The organism is Caballeronia sp. LZ043 (assembly GCF_031451075.1).
Taxonomy (GTDB): domain Bacteria; phylum Pseudomonadota; class Gammaproteobacteria; order Burkholderiales; family Burkholderiaceae; genus Caballeronia.
This window is the reverse complement of the sequence record NZ_JARUXT010000001.1, coordinates 226760-252002: the sequence shown is the minus strand read 5'-3', so window position 1 is coordinate 252002 and position 25243 is coordinate 226760. Positions and strand designations below refer to the sequence as shown.

The following is a 25243-nucleotide window of genomic DNA, read 5'->3' as shown; positions in this document are numbered from 1 at the left end:
GCGATATTTTGAGGACCTCCGGCGCACGCCTTGAGGACGAATGCCTGTCCCGGCGCGCGTCACTCAGGCGCGCCGGACTTCAGATCAGGCCGCTGTCCGCGATGAAGCGGAACAGCGCGGCGTCGGAAGACAGATCCAGTTTGCGCATGGCCGCGCATTTCTGCGCACTGATCGTCTTCACGCTGCGCTCCAGATCTCTCGCGATCTCGGTGATGTTCGCGCCGCGCGCATAGCGCTCGATCACGTCGAGCTCGCGGTTCGTCAGGCGCTGCCGGATGAAGCGCGCCTGCTTCCCGGTATCGGCGAGCGTCAGCATGCGACGGATCGTGGGCCCGAGATAGGTCTCGTTGGCCAGGACCGACACGATGGCCAGGTAGATGAGGTCGAGCCGGTCTTCCTTGCTGAGGAAGGCGTGCGCGCCGGCCTCGAGCGCCTGCTTGACGAGCGCCGCGTCGCCGTTGCGCGACAGGACGACGAGATGCACCGCCGGATAGCGCTGCGCCAGATGCCGGATCATTTCGACGCCCTCGCCAAAGCGTCCCCCTGGCATGTAGAAGTCGACGATCGCCACGTCGCAGCAGGTGCGTGCGAGCGACTCGTCGAGCTGGGTGGAATTCGCGTTGCGGCTCATCACCTCCACGTTGGGGAATTGCCCGGCAAGCCGCTCGACCGCGAGAATGACGAGCGGATGGTCGTCTGCAATCGCGAGACGGATGCGGCCGCCCTGCGCGAACACCTGCGCTTCTTCCGCGAAATGCTTCGCGACCGACGTCCTTGCATCGCGCAGGTCCGCCTCCGCTGCACGCGCCGGGATTCCTGCATCAGATGCCGGAGCATTGTGATAGGAGTAGTGCATCTGAACCTCCAGGGGGAGAGCCGAACAGAAAGGCCGAACGGGAAGGCCGAACGGAAAAGCCGCGCGGTCAGTTCAAACCGCGTGCGCGCACGAAGGCGAACAGGCCGGGATCATTGCGCACGCCGAGCTTGTTCATGGCGTCGCGCTTCTGCCGGCTGATCGTGCGGACGTCGCGGTCGAGTTCCCGGGCGATCTCGGTGATCGAATGACCTTGCGCGAACAGGCGCACGACTTCGATTTCCCGCGGCGAAAGCGGCAAGGTTTCGGAAGGAAAGTCCGTCTCGGCTCCCGCTTCCGCAAGCGACGCCGCAAACGAGGCGCTCACATAGCGCCGTTCGACGCTTGCATGACGCACGGCGCTCGCCACGTATTCGATAGGCTCGGCCTTGTTCACGAGGCCCATCGCGCCGGCGTTCAGGATGGAACGCAGAATGGCGACGTTCGTGACGCTCGTCAGCACGACGACATTGACTTGCGGAAAGTCGTCCCGCACGGTGCGGATGAGACGAAGCCCGTCCTTGGCATCCGCGCCGTGTTCCGGCATGGCGAAGTCGGTGACGAGCACGTCGCACGCGACACGCTTGAGTTCAGCCAATAAGGTGCTCGCGTTATTCGCCTGACCGACGACTTCGATTGCCTCGTCTGAATCAAGCAACGCTTTCATCCCGACAAGGACGAAGGGATGATCGTCGGCCAGCATTACGCGAAGTTTCAAAGGGCCCTCATACTGTTTATCTGATTAACGGCTCATGTCTGAACGAGCTTTTGAATTGCATCAAAGTCAATGCCTTACCTGATTTTCGGAATCAATCCGAAGTCATTGCCTGTTAAAAAAACTATTAGCCACGGCTCTTCATGCAAACAGCGCTGAATAGCCGCATTGAGAGCATGCATGTCTATTTCTTCGGTTCTTTCAGCGTGTCAGCTTTCAAGATAGAGTGCGGATATCCCAACGACCATCAGATTATTCCGATTGACCGCATTTACTTTCCGCTATTGGCGCAATGTGTGTCGCGTGATCGTCGACGAGTTACAGATTAATACGGCCCGATAAAAAAAGGGAGAAGTCAGGCCTAAATTCAGAAGACGGCGCAAAAATACAAAAAGCCGCGCCCTGGCGACTTGCCATTTCTCAAGCGAATGACTTGCCATTTCTCAAGCGAATTCGTCAGGTAACGGCCATACCGCGTGTATCCGCGGCGCATTGCGGCTTGCGCGAAGCGGCGTTTAAAAAAAGAAAACCCCGCACCAGGCGGGGTTTGTTTTTGCAGATGGGCGACGCGATGTCAGAAGGGGATGTCGTCGTCCATGTCGTCGAAGCCGCCGCCGGCCGGCGCACCCGAACGGCCCGCGCCACCGCCACCGGCGCCGCCCGCGCGGCCGCCCGCAGGCGCACGTCCGCCGCCACCACCACCACCACCGGAGCGTTCTGCCGGCGCGCTGCGGCTGTAGCCGCCGTCGTCACCGCCACCCGCGCCGCCGCGTCCGCCGAGCATCTGCATCTGGTCGGCGACGATCTCGGTCGAATAGCGCTCCTGGCCCGCCTGATCGGTCCACTTGCGCGTGCGGATGCGCCCTTCGATATACACCGATGAGCCCTTCTTCAGATACTCGTTGACGATTTCCGCCAGCCGGCCGAAGAACGCGACGCGGTGCCATTCCGTCAATTCCTTGAACTCGCCGGATGTCTTGTCCTTGTAGCGATCCGTCGTGGCGAGACGGATGTTGGCCACGGCGTCGCCGCTCGGGAGGTAGCGGGTTTCGGGGTCGGCGCCCAGATTGCCTACGAGAATGACCTTGTTGACTGATGCCATGATTTCTCCGGTAGATACCTTGCTTGCTGTCGGCCGCGCACTGCACCGGGCAATTCCGCTTCAGGCGGATCCGGTTGCCGCGCGCCGGCCAGATTCGATGATTCTTCGATACGTTACTGCGCTCAGGCCGCCTGCTGGTTCCGGCGCGGCGGCGGCTTCATCCAGGCCGCCACCAGCAGCCAGGCGCACACCAGCGCGGAACACGCGAAGAACACCGCGCTCGGCCCGTCCAGCTTCAGCAGCCAGCCGCCGATGACGCCGCCCAGCGCGAGCCCGATGGACTGCGTGGTGTTGTACACGCCCGCCGCCGCGCCTTTCCTCGTGCCCGGCGCGAGCTTCGACACCAGCGATGGCTGCGAGGCCTCCAGCACGTTGAAGCCGAGGAAGTACACGAACAGAATGGCGGCCACTGACCACAGCGTATGCGGAGCCACGCCCAATAACAATTGGCCGATCAGGATAAGACTGATCGCGCTCAGCATGACGGCTTTCATTTTTCCACGTTTCTCGGCGACGATGATCGCGGGCACCATCATGACGAAGGCGAGCCCCATCACCGGCAGGTAGATTTTCCAGTGCGACGCGACCGGCAGCCCGCCTGCTTCGAGAATGCGCGGCACCACCAGGAACAGCGCGGTCTGCGTGGCGTGCAGCACCAGCACGCCGAAGTTGAGGCGCAGCAGTTCGACGTTGTGCAGCACTTCCGCGAACGGCGCCTTGACGTGGACGGGGTGCGCGGGCGGATCGGGCACGATCCACAGCACCACGCCGACCGCGACGATCGACAGCGCGCCGATCACCGTGAACAACCCGCTCATGCCGACCCACTGGAACACGATCGGCGCGCCGACGATCGCCACCGCGAACGACACGCCGATGCTGCCGCCGACCATCGCCATGGCCTTGGTGCGGTTCTCTTCATGCGTGAGGTCCGCAATGAAGGCGATCACCGCCGACGACACCGCGCCCATCCCCTGGATCACCCGTCCCGCGATGATCCAGGCCATCGAATGCCCCACCGCCGCGACGAAGCTGCCGAGCGCGAACACCAGCAGCCCGAAGGCGATGACCGGCTTGCGGCCGAGCTTGTCGGAGACCCAGCCGTAGAAGATGTAGAGCATCGACTGGGTGACGCCGTAGGCGCCGAGCGCAATGCCGACGAGCAGCACGTTGTCGCCGCCGGGGATGGTTTTCGCGTAGATCGAAAACACCGGCATGATCATGAAGAGTCCGAGCATGCGCAGCGCGAAGATGGCGGCGAGCGACACGGTCGCGCGCAGCTCCGGCGCGGAGAGACGTGTGGACGTGGCAGACGGATTGGACATCAGGAACGGAAAGGTGAGGAGTCGGGTCTGGCCTGGCCCGGGGCGCGGCCACGCATGGCCGCCTTGTTCTTGCTTGAAACGGCACTATATGGAATGCATTGCTTGCTTTGCTTGCCGTCGCGGGCGCTGAACAGCGCTGCAGTCCGGCAGATCCCCGCGCCGGCCTGCTTGGTCTGCCTGGCCTGCTGGCGGGCTTCCGGCGGGGGCTTTTCCCCGAGTTTCCCACTCCGGGAGCCCGGGCCGCGCCCGTCAAAAGTCGTTATAGTAGCAGGTTTGGCCCCCCTCTCTTTCCGCTCGGCGCCGCCTGCACAGCTTGTCCTCCAGGGCTTGCCCGCATGCCTGCCCCGGGCCGCCGGAGAACGCTGAACCCGCTGCTGGACCACTCGAAGAACCCCGGAACATACTCGTGGAAGAAATTCGCATTCGTGGGGCCCGCACCCACAATTTGAAGAATGTCAGTCTCGACTTGCCGCGCCACAAGCTGATCGTGATCACCGGGCTGTCCGGGTCCGGCAAGTCGTCGCTGGCGTTCGACACGCTCTACGCGGAAGGCCAGCGGCGTTACGTGGAAAGCCTGTCGGCCTACGCCCGGCAATTCCTGCAACTGATGGAAAAGCCGGACGTCGATCTGATCGAAGGTCTGTCACCCGCCATTTCCATCGAACAGAAGGCAACGTCGCACAATCCCCGCTCCACGGTCGGCACGGTCACGGAAATCCACGATTACCTGCGTCTGCTGTACGCGCGGGTCGGCACGCCGTATTGCCCGGATCACCTGATTCCGCTCGAAGCGCAAAGCGTCTCGCAAATGGTCGACGCCGCGCTCGCGCTGCCCGAGGAAACCAAGCTGATGATCCTCGCGCCCGTCGTGGCGGACCGCAAGGGCGAGCACGTCGAGCTGTTCGCGGAAATGCAGGCGCAGGGCTTCATCCGCTTCCGGATCCGCTCCGGCGGCGGCACCGCGAACGAAGGCGTTGCGAAGATCTATGAAGTCGATTCGCTGCCGAAGCTCAAGAAGACCGACAAGCACACCATCGACGTCGTCATCGACCGCCTGAAGGTGCGGCCGGACATGAAGCAGCGGCTCGCGGAGTCGTTCGAAACGGCGCTGCGCCTGGCCGATGGCCGCGCCATCGCGCTCGAAATGGACACCGAGAAGGAGAAACTCTTCAGCTCGAAATTCGCGTGCCCGATCTGCTCGTACTCGCTGCCGGAACTCGAACCGCGCCTCTTCTCCTTCAACAACCCGATGGGCGCGTGCCCCGAATGCGACGGCCTCGGCCAGATCACCTTCTTCGATCCGAAGCGGGTGGTCGCGCATCCGTCGCTGTCGCTGGCGGCGGGGGCCGTGAAGGGCTGGGACCGGCGCAACCAGTTCTACTTCCAGATGCTGCAGAGTCTCGCGGCGTTCTATGAGTTCGACATCGACGCGCCCTTCGAGGATCTGCCCGAGAAAGTGCGCAAGATCCTGCTGTACGGGTCGGGCAAGCAGTCGATTCCGTTCTCGTACATCAACGAACGCGGGCGCGCCTCGGTGCGCGAGCATGCGTTCGAGGGCATCATCCCGAACCTCGAGCGGCGTTACCGCGAGACGGATTCGGCCGCCGTGCGCGAGGAGCTCGCCAAGTACCAGAACAACCAGCCCTGCCCGGCCTGCGACGGCACCCGGCTGCGCCGCGAGGCGCGCTTCGTCAAGGTCGGCGCCGACGATCAGGCGCGCGGCATCTACGAAATCAGCGGCTGGCCGCTGCGCGACACGCTCGGCTATTTCCAGACACTGCGCCTCGAAGGCGCAAAGGGCGAGATCGCGGACAAGGTGGTCAAGGAGATCGTCGCGCGGCTTTCGTTCCTGAACAACGTCGGGCTGGATTACCTGTCGCTGGAGCGCAGCGCGGAAACGCTGTCCGGCGGCGAAGCCCAGCGCATCCGGCTGGCCTCGCAGATCGGCTCGGGACTGACCGGCGTGATGTACGTGCTCGATGAGCCGTCCATCGGGCTGCATCAGCGCGACAACGACCGCCTCATCCATACGCTCAAGCATCTGCGCGACATCGGTAATTCGGTGATCGTCGTCGAGCACGACGAGGACATGATCCGCATGGCGGACTACGTCGTCGACATGGGACCGGGCGCCGGCGTGCACGGCGGCGTGGTGGTCGCGCAGGGCACGCCCGTCCAGGTGCAGAAGGATCCGAACTCGATCACCGGCCAGTATCTCTCCGGCAAACGGACGATCGGCTATCCGGCCGAGCGCGCCGTGCCGGACGAACGGCGGCTGCGCATCGTCGAGGCGCATGGCAACAATCTGAAACGCGTGACGCTGGATCTGCCCGTGGGTCTTTTGACCTGCGTGACCGGCGTGTCGGGCTCGGGCAAGTCCACGCTCATCAACGACACGCTCCAGCATGCGGTGGCGCAGCATCTGTACGGTTCGGCGACGGAGCCGGCGCCGTACGAATCGATCGAAGGTCTCGAGCATTTCGACAAGGTGATCGCCGTCGATCAATCCCCGATCGGCCGCACGCCGCGTTCGAATCCCGCCACCTACACGGGCCTGTTCACGCCGATCCGCGAACTGTTCGCGAGCGTGCCGGCGGCCAAGGAGCGCGGCTACGATCCCGGCCGTTTCTCGTTCAACGTCAAGGGCGGACGCTGCGAAGCCTGCCAGGGCGACGGCGTGCTGAAGGTGGAAATGCACTTCCTGCCCGATGTCTACGTACCTTGCGACGTCTGCCACGGCAAGCGCTACAACCGCGAGACGCTGGAAGTCCAGTACAAGGGCAAGAACATCCACGAGGTGCTGGACCTGACCGTGGAAGCGGCGCACGAGTTCTTCAAGGCGGTGCCGGTGGTCGCGCGCAAGCTGAAGACGCTGCTCGATGTCGGTCTCGGCTATATCCGGCTGGGCCAGTCGGCGACCACGCTGTCGGGCGGCGAGGCCCAGCGCGTCAAGCTTTCGCTGGAACTGAGCAAGCGCGACACCGGTCGGACGCTGTATATCCTCGACGAACCCACGACGGGATTGCACTTTCATGACATCGCGCTGCTGCTCGAAGTGATCCACCGCTTGCGAGATCAGGGCAACACGGTGGTCATCATCGAGCATAATCTCGACGTGATCAAAACCGCCGACTGGGTCATCGACCTCGGTCCGGAAGGCGGCGCGGGCGGCGGGCAGATCATCGCCCAGGGGACGCCCGAGCAGGTCGCGAAGTCGAAGGCGAGTTTTACCGGCAGGTACCTGGCACCTTTGCTGCAACGGCCCAGATCGGCGGCGTGAGTTTCGCCCCCGGGCCACGGCGCCGGAGGCCGCGCCGCTCGCGCAACAGGCCGTCGAATCAGCCGCGCACGCCGCGGCGCGGACAACCGTCGTAAGCAGCAGGGGATAAGGAACGCAGTCATGGCGAAGCGCAACGAAGCGGCCAACGAGGAAGCGCGGGTCCGGGACCTGCCCACGCGCCACGTCAGGCTGACGAGCGACATGAGTTTGCCGAAGCTGTCGGCGGTCGAAATCGGCAGCTATCTGCTGGCGCTCGCGGCACTGTTTTTTACACTCAAGCTGCAACTGCTCGGCGGGCTGCTCGCGGGCATGCTGGTGTTCCAGCTGGTTCACATGATCGCGCCGGTGATCGAGCGTCATGTCGTGAGCCGCGGCGCGCGCCTGATCGCGGTCGGTCTGATCTCGGCGATCATCGTCGGCGCGCTGACCGGCGCGACCATGGCCACCATCCAGCATATCGAGCACGATTTCCCGAGCCTGCAAAAATTGCTCGACCAGTTGATGAGCATCACGTCGAGCGCGCGTCTTTCGGTGCCGGACTGGCTCGCGAACTACCTTCCGGTCGATGCCGGGCAGATGAAGGACAAGGCCACCGAGCTGATGCACAAGCACGCCGAAATGCTCCAGCAGGGCGGCAAGGAAATGGCGCGCGGCTTCGGGCATATCGTGATCGGCATGATCGTCGGGGCGATCATCGCGGTCAGCGCGCCGCGCACCACGCACCATCGGCTGCCGCTGTCCACCGCGCTCGTCGCACGCGTGTCGCGCTTCTCCGACGCCTTCCGCCGCATCGTCTTCGCCCAGATCAAGATCTCGGCGATCAACGCCGTCTTCACCGCGTTGTACCTGCTGGTCGCGTTGCCGCTGTTCCACGAACGGCTGCCGCTGTCCAAAACCCTCGTCCTGCTCACCTTCATCGTCGGCCTGCTGCCGGTGATCGGCAATCTGATCTCGAACACGATCATCGTCGGTATTTCGCTGTCGGTGTCGTTCGGCACGGCGGTGGCGTCGCTCGCGTTCCTGATCCTGATCCACAAGCTCGAATACTTCCTGAATGCGCGCATCATCGGCGGCCAGATCGAGGCGCGCGCGTGGGAACTGCTGCTTGCCATGCTCGCGATGGAAGCCGCCTTCGGTATTCCAGGCGTGATCGCCGCGCCGATCTTCTACGGCTACATCAAGCGCGAACTGATCTACCTGCGGCTCGTGTAATACCCGAGCCTGAAAGAGACAACGCCCGCAAGACTTGACTCTTGCGGGCGTTGTGCTTTCTGAGGCTGAGGACGAATCAGCGGAACACGACCGTCTTGTGTCCGTTGAGCAGGATGCGATGCTCCGCATGCCACTTCACCGCGCGCGCGAGCGTCACGCATTCGACGTCGCGGCCGATCGCCGTCAGTTGCTCCGGCGTCATGTTGTGGTCCACGCGCTCCACTTCCTGCTCGATGATCGGGCCTTCGTCGAGATCCGACGTCACGTAGTGCGCGGTCGCGCCAATCAGCTTCACGCCGCGGTCGAACGCCTGGTAATACGGCTTCGCGCCCTTGAAGCTCGGCAGGAACGAGTGATGGATGTTGATCGCGCGGCCGGCGAGCTGGTCGCACAGTTCGGGCGAAAGAATCTGCATGTAGCGCGCGAGCACGACGAGATCGGTGTTGTGCTGCTCGACAATTTCCAGCACGCGCTTTTCCTGCGCGGCCTTGCCTTCGGGCGTCGATTTCAGCAGCGGCAGATGATGGAACGGAATGTCGTAGCTCGCCGCGAGCTGATAGAAATCCTTGTGATTGGACACGATCGCCGGAATCTCGATCTGCAACTGGCCGGTGCGATAGCGGAACAGCAGGTCATTCAGGCAGTGGCCGATCTTCGACACCATGATGACCACGCGCGGCTTCACCGACGCGTCATGCAGCTCCCAGCGCATGCCGAACTCGTCGGCAAGCGTGCTGAAGGAGGTGCGCAGCGCGTCGATGCCCGGATCGCCGCCGACTTCCTGGAAATGCACGCGCATGAAGAATTCGCCGGTGCGGCTGTCGCCGAACTGCGCGGAGTCGAGGATATTGGCGCCGAGATTGAACAGGAAGCCTGACACGGCATGGACGATTCCCGGACGATCCGGGCACGACAGTTTCAGATAAAAGCTATGTTCGGTCGACATGACCTGTCCTCGTTCATTGGATTCTTGATGTTCACTGCGCGCGGTCTGCGGCGGGCGGCGCGAACAGCGCGGCGATGCCCTCGCACGCGTCCTCGTCGATCCACTGGCGGCGCAGCATGCAATCCAGCGTGGCGAGACTGGCATCGACCGTGAACGCGCCCTCTTCTATCCAGCGCGCGACTTCGCCGATGCGCGCGAGCCGGTGTTCGCCGACTTCGCCGTCCTGGTTGCGCGGCGCGAAATCGGGCGGCAGCAAGAGGTCGTAGACGAAGATCTGTTCGGCCTGCGTGCCCTCGGGCAGGGATTGCAGCACGTGCAGCGTGCGGCCGGGCTCGGCCGTCTGGGCGAGTTCCGCGCTCATGCCGGCTTCTTCCCAGCATTCCTTCACGAGCGTCGGCATCAGACCGAGCCCCCAGCCGATGCCGCCCGCGACGACGTTATCGAGCATGCCGGGATCGGTCGCCTTGGTGTCGCTGCGGCGCGCGATCCACAGTTCCGGCGCGCGGTCCGCGCATTTTACGATGCCGTTCAGATGCACCGCGTAGGTCATCGTGCCGAAGAAGCGCGACGCCGCGCGTTCGATGAACGCGAGCGGCGCGGCGTCGAAGTCATTGCGGATCGCGTAGGTTTCGTCGCGCCATCCGGGAATCTTGCCTTCGGCGTACAGCGCGCCGATCACCGCGCCGAGCGCCGCGCTGCGTGAATTCACATCGGCGAGCGTGGGTTGCAGGCGTACCGAGGCGGCGTCGAACTGGAAGACTTCGGGCCAGCGGCGCAGCGCGGCGACATCGGCATGGCGGATCCAGCCGACTCGTTCAGCGCCGATAAGGAATGGAGCGTGCGCGGCGGCGTCGAAACGGCGCGCCGCGTGGATGGCGGGCAGGGTCATGAGCGAGAAATAAGCGGGTCAGTCGCGCAGCGCGACGCGAATGCCGAGCGCGATGAAGGTCACGCCGGCGAGGCGGTCGAGCCACACGCCGACGCGCGGCCGGCGCGCCAGCCACGCGCCGATCAGGCCCGCGCCGATGCCGAACAGCGAGAACACGACCACCGTCTGCAGCATGAACACGCCGCCGAGTTCGAACATTTGCAGCATCACGCTTTGCGCGCCGTGCGGATCGACGAACTGCGGCAGGAACACGATGAAGAACAGCGTGACCTTCGGATTCAGCAGATTGCCGATCACGCTCTGGCGGAAGACCGTTGCAAGCGGCTGGCGCGGACGTGCATGCGCGTTGGCGAGACCATGGCTGCGCAACGCCTTGATGCCGATCCACACCAGATACGCCGCGCCCGCGAGCTTGACGGCCTGGAACGCGAGCGGCGACGAGCGCAGCAGCGCGGCGACGCCGAGCGCCGCGAGCGTCGTGTGGAACAGCACGCCGCAGGCGAAGCCCAGCGCGGCGACCACTCCGGCGAGCCGTCCCTGCGAGATGCCGCGCGCGAGCACTTGCAGGTTGTCCGGTCCCGGCGCAACGGTGATCGCCACCGAGGCCGCGAGAAACAGCAGGAAGTGGGGCATGTCAGTGTCCCCCGAACTCGCACACGGTGTAGAGCGGCACGCCGTTGTCGCGCAGGAGCTTCGAGCCGCCCAAGTCCGGCAGATCGATGATCGCTGCCGCCTCGACCACTTCGGCGCCGAGCCGTTCGAGCAGGATCTTGCCGGCCATCATCGTGCCGCCGGTGGCAACCAGATCGTCCACGATCACGACGCGGTCGCCCGGCTTGCAGGCGTCCTCGTGGATCTCGACGGTCGCGCGGCCATACTCGAGCTCGTACGACTGCGACAGCGTCCGGTACGGCAGCTTGCCTTGCTTGCGGATCGGCACGAAGCCGAGGCTCAGCTCGTACGCCAGGATTGGCCCGATGATGAAACCGCGCGCGTCCATGCCGGCAATGACATTGATGTCCTCGTCGATATAGCGCTGCACGAACAGGTCGATCAGCGTACGCAGCGCGCGGCGGTCCTGCAGCACGGGCGTGATGTCGCGGAACTGCACGCCGGCCTGCGGCCAGTTCTCGACAGTGCGCACGCGCTCCTTGATGAAACGCGCGGCGTCGCGCTCGGCGTTCGAAGAGGAAATGGACATGGTTTCTCCGGTGTTCGCGCCGTGAGGCCGCGCTCGCCCGTGACAGAAAGGAACAACAAAAGGAAATTACGCCGCCCGGCGATGTCGCGAGAGCCGTTCCTCGGCCTGTGCCAGCTTTTCGGGCAGGCCGCGCAGCACGACGATGTCATTGGCGCGCAACTTGGTTTCGGGATCGGGCGCGACACCCCGGATGCCGTGGCGCCGGATCGCGGTCACCTCGACCCCACGGCCGACCAGCCCCAGATCGTCGAGCGAATGGCCGACCGCCTCCGAGTTCGCGTCGATCGGTACGGATTGTAGCCGGACCTGCTCGTGGCCATCGTCGTCGTCGGCATCGTCGGCGCCGTGAAAGTAGCCGCGCAGCAGGCTGTAGCGCGCGTCGCGCATTTCCTCGACGCGCCGCACCACGCGCCGCATCGGCACGCCCATCAGCACCAGCGTGTGCGACGCCAGCATCAGGCTGCCCTCCACGATCTCCGGAATCACCTCAGTCGCGCCCGCGGCCGTGAGCTTCTCGAGATCGGCGTCGTCGACGGTGCGCACGATCACCGGCAAGGTCGGCGCGAGCTCATGGATGTTGTGCAGCACGCGCATCGCCGACGGCGTGTTCGCATACGTGATCGCCACCGTCGCAGCACGATGCAGACCCGCCGCCAGCAGCGACTCGCGCCGCCCGGCGTCGCCGAACACGACCGATTCGCCCGCCGCCGCGGCCGCCGCCACACGGTCCGGATCCAGGTCCAGCGCCACGTACGAGATGCCTTCCTGCTCCAGCATGCGCGCGAGGTTCTGCCCGGCCCGGCCGTAGCCGCAGATGATCACGTGGCCGCTCTGCTTGAGGCTCTGCGTCGCGATCTTGGTCATCTGCAACGATTGCAGCATCCACTCCGTCGATGACAGCCGCAGCACGATGCGGTCGGCGTTCTGGATGATGAACGGCGCGGCGAGCATGGACAGCAGCATCGCGACGAGGATCGCCTGGAGGATGGTGGAGTCGACCAGATGCGAATCCAGGATCAGGTTCAGCAGAACGAAGCCGAATTCGCCCGCCTGCGCCAGACCGAGACCCGTGCGCATCGCGACGCCCTGCGGCGCGCCGAACGCGCGCGACAGCGCAGTGATCATCACGGCCTTGAGCAGGATCGGCACGACGAAGAAGCCGAGCACCAGGAACGGATGCTCCCAGATCACGCGCGGGTTCAGCAGCATGCCGGTGGTCACGAAGAACAGGCCCAGCAGCACGTCGCGGAACGGCTTGATGTCTTCTTCCACCTGATGCCGGTACGGCGTCTCGGCGATCAGCATCCCGGCGATGAACGCGCCCAGCGCGAGCGACAGCCCGAACTTGTCGGTGATGAAGGCCGCGCCGAGCGTCACCAGCAACAGGTTCAGCATGAACAGCTCTTGCGAGCGGCGCCGCGCGACCAGGTCGAACCAGCGCGTCATGAACTTCTGGCCGATGAACAGCAGCACGGTCAGCGCAACGACGATCTTCACCGCCGCGATGCCCAGCCACATCGCCAGCTGGGACGAGTTGCCGTTGCCGAGCGCCGCGATGATGATGAGCAGCGGCACCACGGCCAGATCCTGGAACAGCAGCACGCCGAAGATGTTGCGGCCGTGCTCCGATTCGAGTTCGAGCCGCTCGGCGAGCAGCTTGCTGACGATCGCCGTGGACGACATCGACAGCGCGCCGCCCAGCGCGAAGCTGGCCTGCCACGACATCTCGATCCAGAAATGCGCGATCCAGCCGAAGATCATGGCCAGCGCGATGGTGGCCCCGACCTGGCTCGCGCCGAGGCCGAACACGATGCGCCGCATCGAGCGCAATTTCGACAATGAAAACTCGAGCCCGATGGAGAACATCAGGAACACGACGCCGAATTCGGCGAGGTGCTGCGCGCGGTCCGTATCCGGCGCGATACCCGCCGCGTGCGGGCCCACGATGATGCCGACCGTCAGATAGCCGAGCATCGGCGGCAGGTTGAAATAGCGAAATACCACGACGCCCGCCACTGAACACAGCAGCAGCAGCAACGTCATTTCGAGCGGAGAAATCATCCGTCTAGCGTCCTCGTTCGGCAGTGTGCGGCAGCGCGTGCGACCTTGCGCTGCGGCGTCTTGGAAGAGCCCGGGACGGCCGGACTCGCGGGGGCGGATAGGCGGCGGCGCGCGGCGCGCCGGGCGGCGCGGCAGAGAATCGCCTTTGCTATACTCCGCGCATGATAGCGAAAATCAATGGCGACCGGGCGCTGGCGCTGGCTCGCGATGTAATTCAGATCGAAGCCGACGCCGTTCGCGGCCTCTCTCCTCTCCTCGACGAAAACTTCATCAACGCGGTGGAAGTCCTGCTCGGCTGCCGCGGCCGCGTGGTCGTGTCGGGCATCGGCAAGTCGGGCCATGTCGCGCGCAAGTTCGCCGCGACGCTCGCCAGCACCGGCACCCCCGCCTTCTTCGTGCATCCGGCCGAAGCCAGCCACGGCGACCTCGGCATGGTCACCGCCGACGACATCTTCATCGCGCTGTCGAACTCCGGCGAAACGGAAGAACTCGTTGCCATTCTGCCGCTCATCAAGCGTCTTGGCGCAAAACTGATCGCCATCACCGGCCGTCCCGAATCGAGTCTCGCGCAACTGGCGGACATGCATCTCAACGCACGCGTCGACAAGGAAGCGTGCCCGATGAATCTCGCGCCCACCGCCAGCACCACCGCCGCGATGGCGCTCGGCGACGCGCTCGCCGTCGCCGTGCTCGACGCGCGCGGCTTCGGTCCCGAGGACTTCGCGCGCTCGCATCCGGGCGGCGCACTCGGCCGGCGGCTGCTGACCTATGTGCGCGACGTCATGCGCACCGGCGACGAAGTGCCCCGGGTCTCGCTCGATGCAACCGTTTCGGACGCGCTGTTCCAGATCACGGACAAGCGCATGGGCATGACCGCCGTGATCGACGGCGCGCAGCGCGTGCACGGCATCTTCACGGACGGCGACCTGCGCCGCATCCTGCAACGCGACGGCGATTTCCGTTCGCTGCGCATCGCCGATGTCATGACCCGTAACCCGCAGACCATCGCGCCGGATCATCTCGCGGTCGAGGCCGTGGAACTGATGGAGCGTTATCGCATCAATCAGATGCTGGTCGTCGACGCCGATGCGACGCTGATCGGCGCACTGAACATGCACGACCTCTTTTCCAAGAAGGTGATCTGATGGCGCAGCAGCCGTCTTCCATGCCGTCGGCCGGCGCAAGCGCCGCCGAGCGCGCCAGCCGCCTCCGTCTGATGGTATTCGACGTCGACGGCGTCTTCACTGACGGCAGTCTTTACTTCACCGCCGAGGGCGACGCGATGAAGTCGTTCAATTCGCTCGACGGCCACGGCGTGAAGATGCTGCAGTCGGTCGGCGTGCAGACGGCGATCATCACGGGACGCCAGTCCGGCATCGTCGCGGCGCGTGCGAAGGAACTGGGCATCACGCATCTGTATCAGGGCGTGGCGGACAAGACGGTCGCGCTGGCTGAACTGCTCGAGAAGACCGGCATCCCGGCGGGCGACTGCGGCTACATGGGCGACGACTGGCCGGATCTCGCGGTGATGCGCCGCTGCGGCTTCGCAGCCGCGCCGGCGAACGCGCATCCGGACGTGATCCAGCGCGTGCATTGGGTTGCGCAGTCGCGCGGCGGCCATGGCGCGGTGCGCGAAGTCTGCGATGCCATCCTGCGCGCGCAACACCGCTACGACGACCTGCTCGCCGCGGCGCTCGGGGGCTGACGTCATGCAGCGCCCAGGAAAACTCGCCTCGCTGCTGCCGCTCCTCGCGATGGCCGCGCTCGCGGGTGTCACGTACTGGCTGTTGCAGGCCACGCTGCCGCCGGCGGCGCAAGCGCCGGAACAGCCGAAGCGCCATACACCCGATTATTTCGCGAACAACTTCTCGGTCTCCGAACTCGACGCCACCGGCTCGACGCAATATCGTCTGACGGCGAAGTCGATGGTTCACTATGAAGACGACGAAATCAGCGACCTGACGCTGCCCGCGCTGCGCATGTTCCAGCCGCAGAAGCCGACGGTCACGGCCACCGCGCAGCGCGGCACGGTGAACGGCGACGTCTCGGTCGTCAATCTCTATGACAATGCCCGCATCCTGCGCGCCGCTGGTTACGGAGATCCGCAGATGCAGGCGGATTCGCAGCATTTTCGCGTGCTGGTGAACGACGATGTCATCGAAACGGAAAAACCGGTTAGACTTCAGCGCGGCCCGTCCGTAATGACGGCCGATGGCATGAACTACAACAACGTGACCCGGGAAATGAAGCTCTTCGGCAACGTGCGCGGCTCGATCGCCGCCTCGGACATCAAGGGCGGCGCTTCCAAGTGACCCGGCACTCCCATCCGAATTGTGACTGCATGAACGAAAGGTTCCCCCGTCCTGATGGCGGCCCCGCGCGCGCCACGCACGCGCGCAGCATCGTGCGCCCCTTCTCGCGTTTCCCGCGACTCCCGGGCGCCGTGCTGAGCGCCGCCCTCGCGTCCTTGATCGCGTTGACGGCAGCGCCCGCGCACGCGGAAAAGGCCGACCAGGACAAGCCGCTCAACATCGAAGCGGACAACATGTCGTATGACGACCTCAACCAGAAGAACATCTTCACCGGCCACGTCGTCGCGACCAAAGGGACGATCGTCATCAAGGCCGACCGCGTCGAGGTCACGCAGGATCCGCAGGGGTATCAGTACGCCACCGGCACCTCCACCGGCAACAATCTTTCGTACTTCCGCCAGAAGCGCGACGGCGTGAACGAGTACATCGACGGCAACGCGGTGCGCATCGATTACGACGGCAAGAACGATTTCACGAAACTCACGACGCGCGCCACCGTGCGCCGCCTGCAAGGCCTGACGAACGTACAGGACGAGGTGCACGGCAGCGTCATCACCTATGACGGCCAGAAGGACTTCTACACGGCGAGCGCCGGCAAGGACGTCGCGGGACCCGGCAATCCGAGCGGCCGCGTGCGCGCCATGCTCGCGCCGCGCTCCGGCGGCGCCGCGCCGCTGAACGGCCCGCCGGCCACGCTGACGCCGTCGAACACCATTCAAGGAACGCCGCAGCAGTGAACGCGCCCGCCATGCCCCACCGTCAGCCGGAAGGCCAGTCGAGTTCGCTCGTCGTCCGCAATCTGAAGAAGCGCTACGGCTCGCGCACCGTCGTCAAGGACGTGTCACTCGACGTCAAGAGCGGCGAAGTGGTCGGCCTGCTCGGGCCGAACGGCGCGGGCAAGACGACTTCGTTCTATATGATCGTCGGCCTGGTGCCGCTCGACGCCGGCGAAATCGACCTCGACGGCAACTCGATCAGCCTGCTGCCCATTCACCAGCGCGCCCATCTTGGCCTGTCGTATCTGCCTCAGGAAGCATCGGTGTTCCGCAAGCTCACGGTCGAGCAGAACATTCGTGCGGTGCTCGAGCTGCAGACCGACGAGTCCGGCAAGCGCCTGTCCAAGGACGCCATCTCGCAGCGCGCCGAAGCCCTGCTCGACGAACTGCAGATCGCGCATTTGCGCGAGAACCCGGCGCTGTCGCTGTCGGGCGGCGAACGCCGGCGCGTGGAAATTGCGCGCGCACTTGCGACCAATCCGAGCTTCATTCTGCTCGACGAGCCGTTCGCGGGCGTCGATCCGATCGCCGTGCTGGAAATCCAGAAGATCGTGAAGTTCCTGAAGCAGCGCAACATCGGCGTGCTGATTACGGACCACAACGTCCGCGAAACGCTCGGCATCTGCGATCACGCGTATATCATCAGCGACGGCAGCGTGCTCGCGGCCGGTGCGCCGAGCGAGATCATCGAGAACGAGAACGTGCGGCGCGTGTACCTCGGCGAACACTTCCGCATGTGACCGCATCACGTGCGCAGCATGAAGCGCAAGCAGCAAAACTTACGTGCCGCCCTCGGGGCGGCACGCGTCATTCTGGATTCGCCGCGAGGTTTCGCGCGCGTGGCAAACTCTCTACAATGAAGAAAACCTTGCCATGAAAGCCAGCCTCCAACTCCGCCTCTCGCAGCATCTTGCGCTGACACCGCAACTGCAGCAGTCGATCCGGCTGCTGCAGTTGTCCACGCTCGAATTGCAGCAGGAGGTCGCCATGGCGATCTCCCAGAACCCGCTCCTCGAGAACGAAGACGACTGGATCGCCAGCCCGCTGCGGGTGGCGGCGGACGGTTCGCTGATCGCAGCGCCCGCGGCGTCCAGCGCGCCCGGCGACTCGATGATGAGCAACGGCTCGTCCTCCAGCACGTCCAGTTCCGAACGCTCGGAAAACAGCGAGCCTCAGGGTGTCGACGAGTACAACGGCATGGGCTCGGACGGCGGTACGGATACGAGTTCGTGGAACCTGGAAGACTACGGCCGCGCGAGCAACGCCTCGGACGACGACGATCTTCCGCCGCTGCAGATCCATGAATCCACCACCACGCTGCGCGACCACCTGACCGCGCAGTTGCGCATGACTTCGGCGAATCAGCGGGATCGCGCGTTGATCACGTTCCTGATCGAGTCGCTCGATGAAGACGGCTATCTGACTTCATCGCTCGACGAAATCCAGGCCGACCTGCCCGAAGAACTCGAAGTCGAAGTCGACGAACTGAGCGCGGCACTCGCGTTGCTGCAGAGTTTCGATCCGTCGGGCGTCGGTGGAAGGTCGGCGTCGGAATGTCTGAAGCTGCAATTGCTGCGGCTCGAAGCGTCACCTACGCGGACGCTGGCGCTGGACATCGTCACGAACCATCTCGAATTGCTCGCCGCGCGCGACTTCACGCGGCTGCGCAAGCAGCTCAAGGCCAGCGACGACGCCCTGCGCGACGCGCACGTGCTGATCAAGTCGCTGGAGCCGTTTCCGGGCGCGGCGTATGGCAAGAGCGAAGCGGACTACGTGGTGCCGGACATCCTGGTCAGGAAGACCACCGGCGGCTGGACGGCCGAGCTGAATCCGGAGATCGTGCCGAAGCTGCGCATCAATCATTTGTACGCGAATATCCTGCGCAACAACCGGGGCGATCCGGGCAGCGGATCGCTGCGGCAACAGCTTCAGGAAGCGCGCTGGCTGATCAAGAATATTCAGCAAAGATTCGAGACGATCCTGCGTGTTGCGCAGGCTATTGTCGAGCGTCAGAAGAACTTTTTTGCACATGGCGAAATCGCCATGCGCCCCTTGGTTTTGCGGGAGATTGCTGATACGCTGGGTTTACACGAGTCGACGGTTTCTCGTGTGACCACCGGGAAGTACATGCTCACCCCGTTCGGGACGCTCGAGTTCAAATACTTCTTCGGTTCACACGTCTCGACTGACACAGGAGGCGCGGCATCGTCCACGGCGATCCGGGCCCTCATCAAGCAACTGATAGGAGCGGAAGAACCCAAAACTCCTCTTTCAGACAGCCGCATCGCCGAATTGCTGGCGGAACAAGGTTTTGTCGTTGCGCGGCGCACCGTAGCGAAATACCGCGAAGCGCTCCGAATTCCGGCAGTGAATCTGCGCAAGTCTCTATGACCCGTCTCTGTAGTCCATTGCATATTGCGATGGACGTTGACCGGCCGTCCCGCGAACGCGCGCACGAGCCGGCCGATGCGACCCGTTTTTCAAGCGCATTCTGTTGAAGCGCTGAGGGATCGCACCGCGACCGGCATCGGACGAGCTTCGTGGCATACGGCCACTAGCTTGGAGAGCAACTATGAATCTGAAGATCAGCGGACATCACCTCGAATTGACGCCTGCGTTGCGCGAGTACGTGATCACGAAGCTGGACAGGGTGCTCCGTCATTTCGATCAAGTTATCGACGGCAACGTTGTCCTCTCGGTCGACAATCATAGGGAAAAGGACAAGCGCCAAAAGGCGGAAATCAACCTGCACCTCAAGGGCAAGGACATTTTCATCGAGAGTTGTGACGCTGATATGTATGCGGCAATCGACCTGATGGTCGACAAGCTCGACCGCCAGGTCATCAAGCACAAGGACAAGATCCAGGGCCACGCGCATGAATCAGTGAAGTACCACGCGGAGCCGCAGAGCATCGAGGCGCCGTCGCCGTAAGACTGACCGATGCACCGCAGGCCCGCCGCCCGAACGACGGCGGGTGCATTTGGAGGAAAACCTCGAATCTGCTGACACGCGCCTGACGGAGTTGCATCGAACAGAAGCCGCCTTGCCTGGCGGCTTTTTTGTTGCATTTTGGCTGTGATTCGCCCAAGCCATTGATTTTCAGTGTTTTGTACTGCACATTGGATCGCCAACCGTACGTTTGCGCGGCGCACCATCGCGGTAAGGCCTGTTCTATAATGGTCCGGTAATTTTTCGGGGCCACACGACAGGCACGCTGCAGGGAACCGCCGTCAGCGCACTTTTTGTTTCACATCGCCGTGAGCGCTTTCAGACAGCAGCCACGATGAGGAGCTTTCAGGCCACGCATCAGCCTGCCAACATGAATCGTTTAGCCAAATTTCTTCCCATCGAGAACGTCGTTCTCGGACTGTCCGTTACCAGCAAGAAACGTGTATTCGAGCAAGCGGGCCTGATCTTCGAAAATCAGAACGGTATCGCCCGCAGTATCGTCACCGACAACCTCTTCGCTCGTGAAAGACTCGGCTCGACCGGCCTCGGCGAAGGCGTCGCCATTCCTCATGGCCGCATCAAGGGACTCAAGCAGCCGCTCGCCGCGTTCGTGCGCCTGTCCGAACCCGTCGCGTTCGAATCCCCCGACGGCCAGCCGGTCTCCCTCCTGATCTTCCTGCTCGTGCCCGAACAGGCCACCCAGCAGCATCTGGAAATTCTCTCGGAGATCGCGCAACTGCTCTCCGACAGCGAGGCGCGCGAGCGTCTGCACAAGGAAGAAAATCGTGAAGCGCTCTATCAAGTGCTCACGCAGTGGCAACCGTAATAGCCGCACGACCCGGGCGGATCCGCGTCCAGAGCGTGTCCGTCCTGTTCGCGTCCGTCCCGCTCCTGCATTGGACGCGCCTCGCTTACGTCAGGCTTCTGGGGCACAATCGGTCAAAAGCAGCGCCATGCGGCGTATCGAAGCAACCCGCTTCGTCGTCAAGCGAAGGCTGCTCCCGGCTTCCAACGGAGTTCCGGCCTCATGGATACGTCCAGCATCAACGCCCAAAGCATTTTCGACGACAACGCCGCCACTCTGAAGCTCAGTTGGCTCACGGGGCATGAAGGCTGGGAGCGCGGTTTCTCGAGCGAAACCGTAGCGAACGCGACGTCGAGCGCCGACCTCGTCGGCCATTTGAACCTGATCCACCCGAACCGCATCCAGGTGCTCGGCGACGCCGAGATCAACTACTACCAGCGCCAATCCGACGAAGACCGTTCGCGCCACATGGCCGAACTGATCGCGCTCGAACCGCCGTTCCTGGTCGTCGCGGGCGAAGTCGGCGCGCCGCCCGAACTGGTCCTGCGCTGCACGCGCTCGTCGACGCCGCTATTCACGACGCGCATGTCGGCGGCGGCGGTCATCGACAGCCTGCGCGCCTACATGTCGCGCATCCTCGCGCCGCGCGCGACCTTGCACGGCGTGTTCATCGACATCCTCGGGATGGGCGTGCTGCTCACCGGCGACTCCGGTCTCGGCAAGAGTGAACTGGGCCTGGAGCTCATCAGCCGCGGTCACGGCCTGGTGGCGGACGACGCCGTCGATTTCGTGCGGCTCGGCCCGGACTTCGTCGAAGGCCGCTGCCCGCCGCTGTTGCAGAACCTGCTCGAAGTGCGCGGTCTGGGCCTGCTCGACATCAAGACCATCTTCGGCGAGACCGCCGTGCGCCGGAAGATGAAACTGAAGCTGATCGTGCAGCTGGTACGCCGTCCCGACGGTGAATTCCAGCGCCTGCCGCTGGAGAGCCAGACCGTCGACGTCCTCGGCCTGCCGATCAGCAAGGTGACCATCCAGGTGGCAGCAGGCCGCAACCTTGCGGTGCTGGTGGAAGCCGCGGTGCGCAACACGATCCTGCAACTGCGCGGCATCGATACCTTGCGCGACTTCATGGATCGTCAGCGGCTCGCCATGCAGGATCCGGACAGCCAGTTTCCCGGCAAGCTGATCTGAGGCAGTCGCGTAACGTAGATTGCAGCGAGCGCAGCGATCATTTCGCGCCCGGATTCGAATCAAGAGCAGGTGCTAAGATTAAGCGAACGAGCCGATTCCCATGCGTATCATCCTGATTACCGGCATCTCCGGTTCCGGCAAGTCCGTTGCCTTGAACGCGCTGGAAGACGGCGGCTACTACTGCGTCGACAACCTGCCGCCCCGTTTTCTGCCCGAACTTGCCGCCCATCTCGCGAAGGAAGGACAGACCCGCCTGGCCGTCGCCATCGACGCGCGCTCCAGCCTTTCGCTCGATGAAGTCCCCAGCATCATCCACACGCTCTCGGCAGAATACGACCTGCGCGTGCTGTTCCTGAACGCGAGCACGCAGTCGCTCATCCAGCGCTTTTCCGAAACACGCCGGCGTCATCCGCTGTCCGGTCCGCCGATGCGCGAAGCCGACGTCGGCTTGCTGAATTCGCTGGCCGAGGCGATCGAACGCGAACGCGAACTGGTCGCCGGCCTCGCGGAGTACGGGCATCAGATCGACACCAGCAATCTGCGCGCGAACGTGCTGCGCGCATGGGTCAAGCGCTTCGTCGAAACCGACGCGGCCGATCTCACGCTGATGTTCGAATCGTTCGGCTTCAAGCGCGGCGTGCCGCTCGACGCCGATCTCGTGTTCGACGTCCGCACCCTGCCCAATCCCTACTACGACCGCGAGCTGCGCCCCTTCACCGGCCGCGACAAGCCCATCATCGACTTTCTCTCGGCGCAGCCGCTGGTCGGCGAGATGATCGAGGACATCGGCGCGTTCGTCGGCAAATGGCTGCCACGTTTTCGCGATGACAACCGCAGCTATCTGACCGTTGCGGTCGGATGCACGGGCGGACAGCATCGTTCGGTGTTCATCGCGGAGGCGCTTGCCGCGCGTTTTCGCGACCAGGCCAATGTGATCGTGCGGCATCGTGACGCGCCCATCCCGGTGGATGGCGAAGCGGTTCACGCGCGAACCTGATCGCCACGCCGGCGATCCACCCTGGAGGGACGCGATGTCTTCGATTCCCGCGAATCCGGTTCTGGACGATGTGCCGCTGTTTCCGCTTCACACCGTGCTGTTTCCCGGCGGGCTGCTGCCGCTCAAGATCTTCGAGGCGCGTTACCTGGACATGGCGCGCGGTTGTCTGCGCGAGCAATCGCCGTTCGGCGTCTGCCTGCTGAAAAGCGGGCATGAAGTTGCCTCGCCGGGCGATCCGTCGGTGCCGGAGCCGATCGGCTGCCTTGCCGAGATCGCCGAATGCGATGTCGATACTTTCGGCCTGCTGCTCGTGCAGGCGCGCGGCACGGCGCGTTTCAAGCTGATCGATCATCGCGTCGAGCCGAGCAACCTGCTGGTCGGCACCGCGCAGCTGCTGGGCGACGACCAGCCCTTGCAGGGCTCGGAAACGCTGGCCAAGTTCGGCGCATGCGCGGAAGTGCTGGAGCGCATCATCGATACGATCCGGGAGCGCGAACCGCAGAATCTGCCGTTCGTCGAACCCTTTCTGTTCGACGATCCCACCTGGGTGTCCAACCGCCTCTCCGAAATCCTGCCGATCCCGATGCGCGCCCGCCAGAAGCTGATGGAACTGATGGACGCCGGCGCGCGCATCGATGTCGTGCATCACTACATGCAGCACCATCAGCTGCTCTGACGCTGAGTGACGCCTTAAATCAGCGAACCGCTCAGCGCGTCGAGCAGCTTGCGCACGGGCGAGGGCACGCCGTAGGCATCGATGCGCGCAAGCGGCGCCCACACGGTTTCGACGTTCATCGCCTCGAGCGGCGCACCACGCGCCACGCCGATACGCGGCTCGATATCGAGCTTGAAGTGAGTGAACGTGTGGGTCAGCGGTGCGAGCCGCTGCAAGGACTCATCGCCGCCGAAGCGCTGCGCAAGCGTCGCGAGCGCCGTCTCGTCGGCCGCTTCGGGCAGGCTCCACAGGCCGCCCCAGATACCCGTGGGCGGGCGCTTTTCCAGCAGCACGGAATCGCCGTCCTTCAGCACCAGCATCCAGGTCTTGCGCGTCGGCACGGTCTTCTTCGGCCGGGCGGCGGGCAACTCGCGCTGCCGCCCTTCGACCTTCGCGACGCAATCCGCCATGAACGGACAACGCGCGCAGTCGGGCTTGCCGCGCACGCAGAGCGTCGCGCCGAGATCCATCAGACCTTGCGTGTACGCGGTGACTTCATCCGGTTTCGCCGCATCCGGCAACAGCGATTCGGCCAGCGTCCAAAGCGCGTTTTCCACGCGCTTTTCGCCCGTGAAGCCTTCGACACCGAATACCCGCGCCAGCACGCGCTTCACGTTGCCGTCGAGAATCGTCGCGCGCGCACTGAACGCGAACGACGCAATGGCCGCCGCCGTCGAACGGCCGATGCCAGGCAGTTCCGCCAGTTCGTCCACGGTCTGGGGAAAGGCGCCGCCGTGCTCGTACGCGACGACCTGCGCGCAACGATGCAGGTTGCGCGCCCGCGAGTAGTAGCCGAGACCGGCCCAGAGCGCCATGACATCGTCGAGCGGGGCATCGGCGAGCGCCGTCACCGAAGGAAACCGTTCGAGAAAGCGCGCGTAATACGGGATGACGGTGGACACCTGCGTCTGCTGCAACATGATCTCCGACAGCCAGATGCGATACGCGTCGCGCGTGTTTTGCCACGGCAGGTCGTGGCGGCCGTGAATGCGTTGCCACGCGATCAGGCGCGTGGAGAAATCGGTGAGGGCGAGCATCGGAATCAGCGTTGGCAGCGCGGGCAGAAGTAGGTGGAGCGTTGCCCCTGGACGATCTGTCTGATCGGCGTGCCGCAGACGTGACACGGCAGGCCCGCGCGATCATAGACGAAGTAGTCGAGCTGGAAATAGCCCGATTCGCCATTGCTGCCGACGAAATCGCGCAAGGTGCTGCCGCCCTTTTCAATGGCGGCGGCGAGCGTCACGCGCACCGCGTCGGCGAGCAGATCGTAGCGCACGAGCGAGATGCGTCCCGCGGCGGTCGTCGGGCGGATGCCGGCGCGAAACAGGCTTTCCGATGCGTAAATGTTGCCCACCCCCACGACGATCCCGCCCGCCAGCAGCGCCTGCTTCACCGACACCTTGCGTCCGCGCGTCTCCCGGAACAGCAGCGCGCCCGAAAACTCCGGCGAGAACGGCTCGACGCCGAGACTCGCGAGCAGCGGATGATCGAAGACGTCGCCATCGGCGCGGGGATGCCAGAGAATCGCGCCGAAACGGCGCGGATCGCGAAAGCGCAGGATGAAATCGTCGAACACGATATCGACGTGATCATGCTTCGCGGCGTCAGGCGGACGCGGCGTGTGACGCAGGACGCGCAGCGTGCCGGTCATGCCGAGATGAACAATCAGCCAGCCCTCCACGGTCTCGAACAACAGGTACTTGCCGCGCCGCTCGACCCGCTCGATCTTCAGACGATCGAGCGTCTTCGGCAGGTGCGCCGGAATCGGCCAGCGCAAGGCCGGCGTGCGGACATCGACATGCTCGACGCGCCTTCCGGCGACATACGGTTCGATTCCCCGGCGGGTGACTTCGACTTCTGGCAGTTCGGGCATTTGTGTGGAGTGAGACTTGCTGGGGCGTTGTGCCGGTATT

The 25243-nt window shown here is 64.2% G+C and carries 24 protein-coding genes; 13 read left to right on the top strand and 11 right to left on the bottom strand.

The features are described 5' to 3' along the window. Positions 1 to 79: 79 nt before the first annotated feature. The 4 genes from QCE64_RS01250 to QCE64_RS01235 all read right to left on the bottom strand — a co-directional run bounded on the left by QCE64_RS01250 (position 80) and on the right by QCE64_RS01235 (position 3995). A complete protein-coding gene (locus tag QCE64_RS01250; protein WP_310002467.1) occupies positions 80 to 856 on the bottom strand; it encodes a response regulator transcription factor in 777 nt (258 codons plus the stop codon). Positions 857 to 923: 67 nt separating this feature from the next. Beyond that, positions 924 to 1571, bottom strand: coding sequence for a response regulator transcription factor (locus QCE64_RS01245; protein WP_309899011.1), 648 nt, complete (start codon positions 1569 to 1571; stop codon positions 924 to 926). A gap of 571 nt (positions 1572 to 2142) precedes the next feature. Then, a complete protein-coding gene (locus QCE64_RS01240) occupies positions 2143 to 2670 on the bottom strand; it encodes a single-stranded DNA-binding protein (RefSeq protein ID WP_309913572.1) in 528 nt (175 codons plus the stop codon). Between the two features lie 122 nt (positions 2671 to 2792). Continuing rightward, entirely contained in the window at positions 2793 to 3995 is a 1203-nt protein-coding gene (locus QCE64_RS01235; RefSeq protein WP_309929041.1) for an MFS transporter, read from the bottom strand. Between the two features lie 406 nt (positions 3996 to 4401). Between QCE64_RS01235 and uvrA the strand changes: the two genes are divergently transcribed. Then, the gene (gene uvrA / locus QCE64_RS01230) at positions 4402 to 7275 is read left to right on the top strand and encodes an excinuclease ABC subunit UvrA (RefSeq protein WP_310002466.1); all 2874 of its coding nucleotides are present in this window, start codon (positions 4402 to 4404) and stop codon (positions 7273 to 7275) included. Between the two features lie 120 nt (positions 7276 to 7395). Beyond that, complete coding sequence (locus QCE64_RS01225) at positions 7396 to 8487, top strand: hypothetical protein (protein WP_310002465.1); 1092 nt, start codon at positions 7396 to 7398, stop codon at positions 8485 to 8487. Between the two features lie 76 nt (positions 8488 to 8563). Here the strand turns inward: QCE64_RS01225 and purU are convergent, their stop codons facing one another. The 5 genes from purU to QCE64_RS01200 form a co-directional block, all read right to left on the bottom strand. Then, on the bottom strand, positions 8564 to 9433 hold the full coding sequence (gene purU / locus QCE64_RS01220) for a formyltetrahydrofolate deformylase (protein WP_309913564.1): 870 nt from the start codon (positions 9431 to 9433) through the stop codon (positions 8564 to 8566). Positions 9434 to 9464: 31 nt separating this feature from the next. After that, positions 9465 to 10322, bottom strand: coding sequence for a DUF4743 domain-containing protein (locus tag QCE64_RS01215; protein WP_310002464.1), 858 nt, complete (start codon positions 10320 to 10322; stop codon positions 9465 to 9467). A gap of 18 nt (positions 10323 to 10340) precedes the next feature. Then, positions 10341 to 10955 carry a LysE family translocator gene (locus QCE64_RS01210; protein ID WP_309913558.1) on the bottom strand — a complete coding sequence of 205 codons (615 nt, stop codon included), beginning with the start codon at positions 10953 to 10955 and terminating at the stop codon, positions 10341 to 10343. A 1-nt stretch (position 10956) separates the two neighbouring features. Continuing rightward, on the bottom strand, positions 10957 to 11523 hold the full coding sequence (locus tag QCE64_RS01205) for an adenine phosphoribosyltransferase (protein ID WP_309807138.1): 567 nt from the start codon (positions 11521 to 11523) through the stop codon (positions 10957 to 10959). 66 nt (positions 11524 to 11589) lie between these two features. Beyond that, a complete protein-coding gene (locus QCE64_RS01200; protein WP_310002463.1) occupies positions 11590 to 13584 on the bottom strand; it encodes a cation:proton antiporter in 1995 nt (664 codons plus the stop codon). Between the two features lie 161 nt (positions 13585 to 13745). Here QCE64_RS01200 and kdsD point away from each other — a divergent pair, with 161 nt between their 5' ends. The 11 genes from kdsD (at position 13746) to QCE64_RS01145 (ending at position 23291) form a co-directional block, all read left to right on the top strand. Next, positions 13746 to 14729: an arabinose 5-phosphate isomerase KdsD gene (gene kdsD / locus QCE64_RS01195; RefSeq protein WP_309913555.1), complete on the top strand. Its 984-nt coding sequence runs from the start codon at positions 13746 to 13748 to the stop codon at positions 14727 to 14729. 20 nt (positions 14730 to 14749) lie between these two features. Next, positions 14750 to 15289 carry an HAD family hydrolase gene (locus QCE64_RS01190; protein ID WP_309919534.1) on the top strand — a complete coding sequence of 180 codons (540 nt, stop codon included), beginning with the start codon at positions 14750 to 14752 and terminating at the stop codon, positions 15287 to 15289. Positions 15290 to 15293: 4 nt separating this feature from the next. Continuing rightward, positions 15294 to 15896 (top strand): LPS export ABC transporter periplasmic protein LptC, encoded by a 603-nt coding sequence (gene lptC / locus QCE64_RS01185; protein ID WP_309929030.1) that lies wholly within the window; start codon positions 15294 to 15296, stop codon positions 15894 to 15896. 29 nt (positions 15897 to 15925) lie between these two features. Further along, positions 15926 to 16633: a lipopolysaccharide transport periplasmic protein LptA gene (lptA, locus tag QCE64_RS01180; protein WP_309913549.1), complete on the top strand. Its 708-nt coding sequence runs from the start codon at positions 15926 to 15928 to the stop codon at positions 16631 to 16633. A gap of 11 nt (positions 16634 to 16644) precedes the next feature. Beyond that, positions 16645 to 17412 (top strand): LPS export ABC transporter ATP-binding protein, encoded by a 768-nt coding sequence (gene lptB, locus QCE64_RS01175; protein ID WP_309807133.1) that lies wholly within the window; start codon positions 16645 to 16647, stop codon positions 17410 to 17412. Positions 17413 to 17545: 133 nt separating this feature from the next. Continuing rightward, on the top strand, positions 17546 to 19063 hold the full coding sequence (locus QCE64_RS01170; protein ID WP_310002462.1) for an RNA polymerase factor sigma-54: 1518 nt from the start codon (positions 17546 to 17548) through the stop codon (positions 19061 to 19063). A 181-nt stretch (positions 19064 to 19244) separates the two neighbouring features. Further along, positions 19245 to 19604: a ribosome hibernation-promoting factor, HPF/YfiA family gene (gene hpf, locus QCE64_RS01165; RefSeq protein ID WP_309807131.1), complete on the top strand. Its 360-nt coding sequence runs from the start codon at positions 19245 to 19247 to the stop codon at positions 19602 to 19604. 388 nt (positions 19605 to 19992) lie between these two features. Then, positions 19993 to 20448, top strand: coding sequence for a PTS IIA-like nitrogen regulatory protein PtsN (gene ptsN / locus QCE64_RS01160; RefSeq protein ID WP_309913543.1), 456 nt, complete (start codon positions 19993 to 19995; stop codon positions 20446 to 20448). Between the two features lie 201 nt (positions 20449 to 20649). Next, positions 20650 to 21618: an HPr(Ser) kinase/phosphatase gene (hprK, locus tag QCE64_RS01155; RefSeq protein WP_061172712.1), complete on the top strand. Its 969-nt coding sequence runs from the start codon at positions 20650 to 20652 to the stop codon at positions 21616 to 21618. A 100-nt stretch (positions 21619 to 21718) separates the two neighbouring features. Beyond that, on the top strand, positions 21719 to 22615 hold the full coding sequence (gene rapZ, locus QCE64_RS01150) for an RNase adapter RapZ (protein ID WP_310002461.1): 897 nt from the start codon (positions 21719 to 21721) through the stop codon (positions 22613 to 22615). A 34-nt stretch (positions 22616 to 22649) separates the two neighbouring features. Further along, the gene (locus tag QCE64_RS01145) at positions 22650 to 23291 is read left to right on the top strand and encodes an LON peptidase substrate-binding domain-containing protein (RefSeq protein WP_310002460.1); all 642 of its coding nucleotides are present in this window, start codon (positions 22650 to 22652) and stop codon (positions 23289 to 23291) included. A 14-nt stretch (positions 23292 to 23305) separates the two neighbouring features. On the opposite strand, the gene mutY is transcribed toward QCE64_RS01145, so the two are convergent. Further along, the gene (mutY, locus tag QCE64_RS01140; RefSeq protein ID WP_310002459.1) at positions 23306 to 24367 is read right to left on the bottom strand and encodes an A/G-specific adenine glycosylase; all 1062 of its coding nucleotides are present in this window, start codon (positions 24365 to 24367) and stop codon (positions 23306 to 23308) included. A 5-nt stretch (positions 24368 to 24372) separates the two neighbouring features. Then, complete coding sequence (gene mutM, locus QCE64_RS01135) at positions 24373 to 25203, bottom strand: bifunctional DNA-formamidopyrimidine glycosylase/DNA-(apurinic or apyrimidinic site) lyase (protein ID WP_309913534.1); 831 nt, start codon at positions 25201 to 25203, stop codon at positions 24373 to 24375. Positions 25204 to 25243 lie beyond the last annotated feature (40 nt).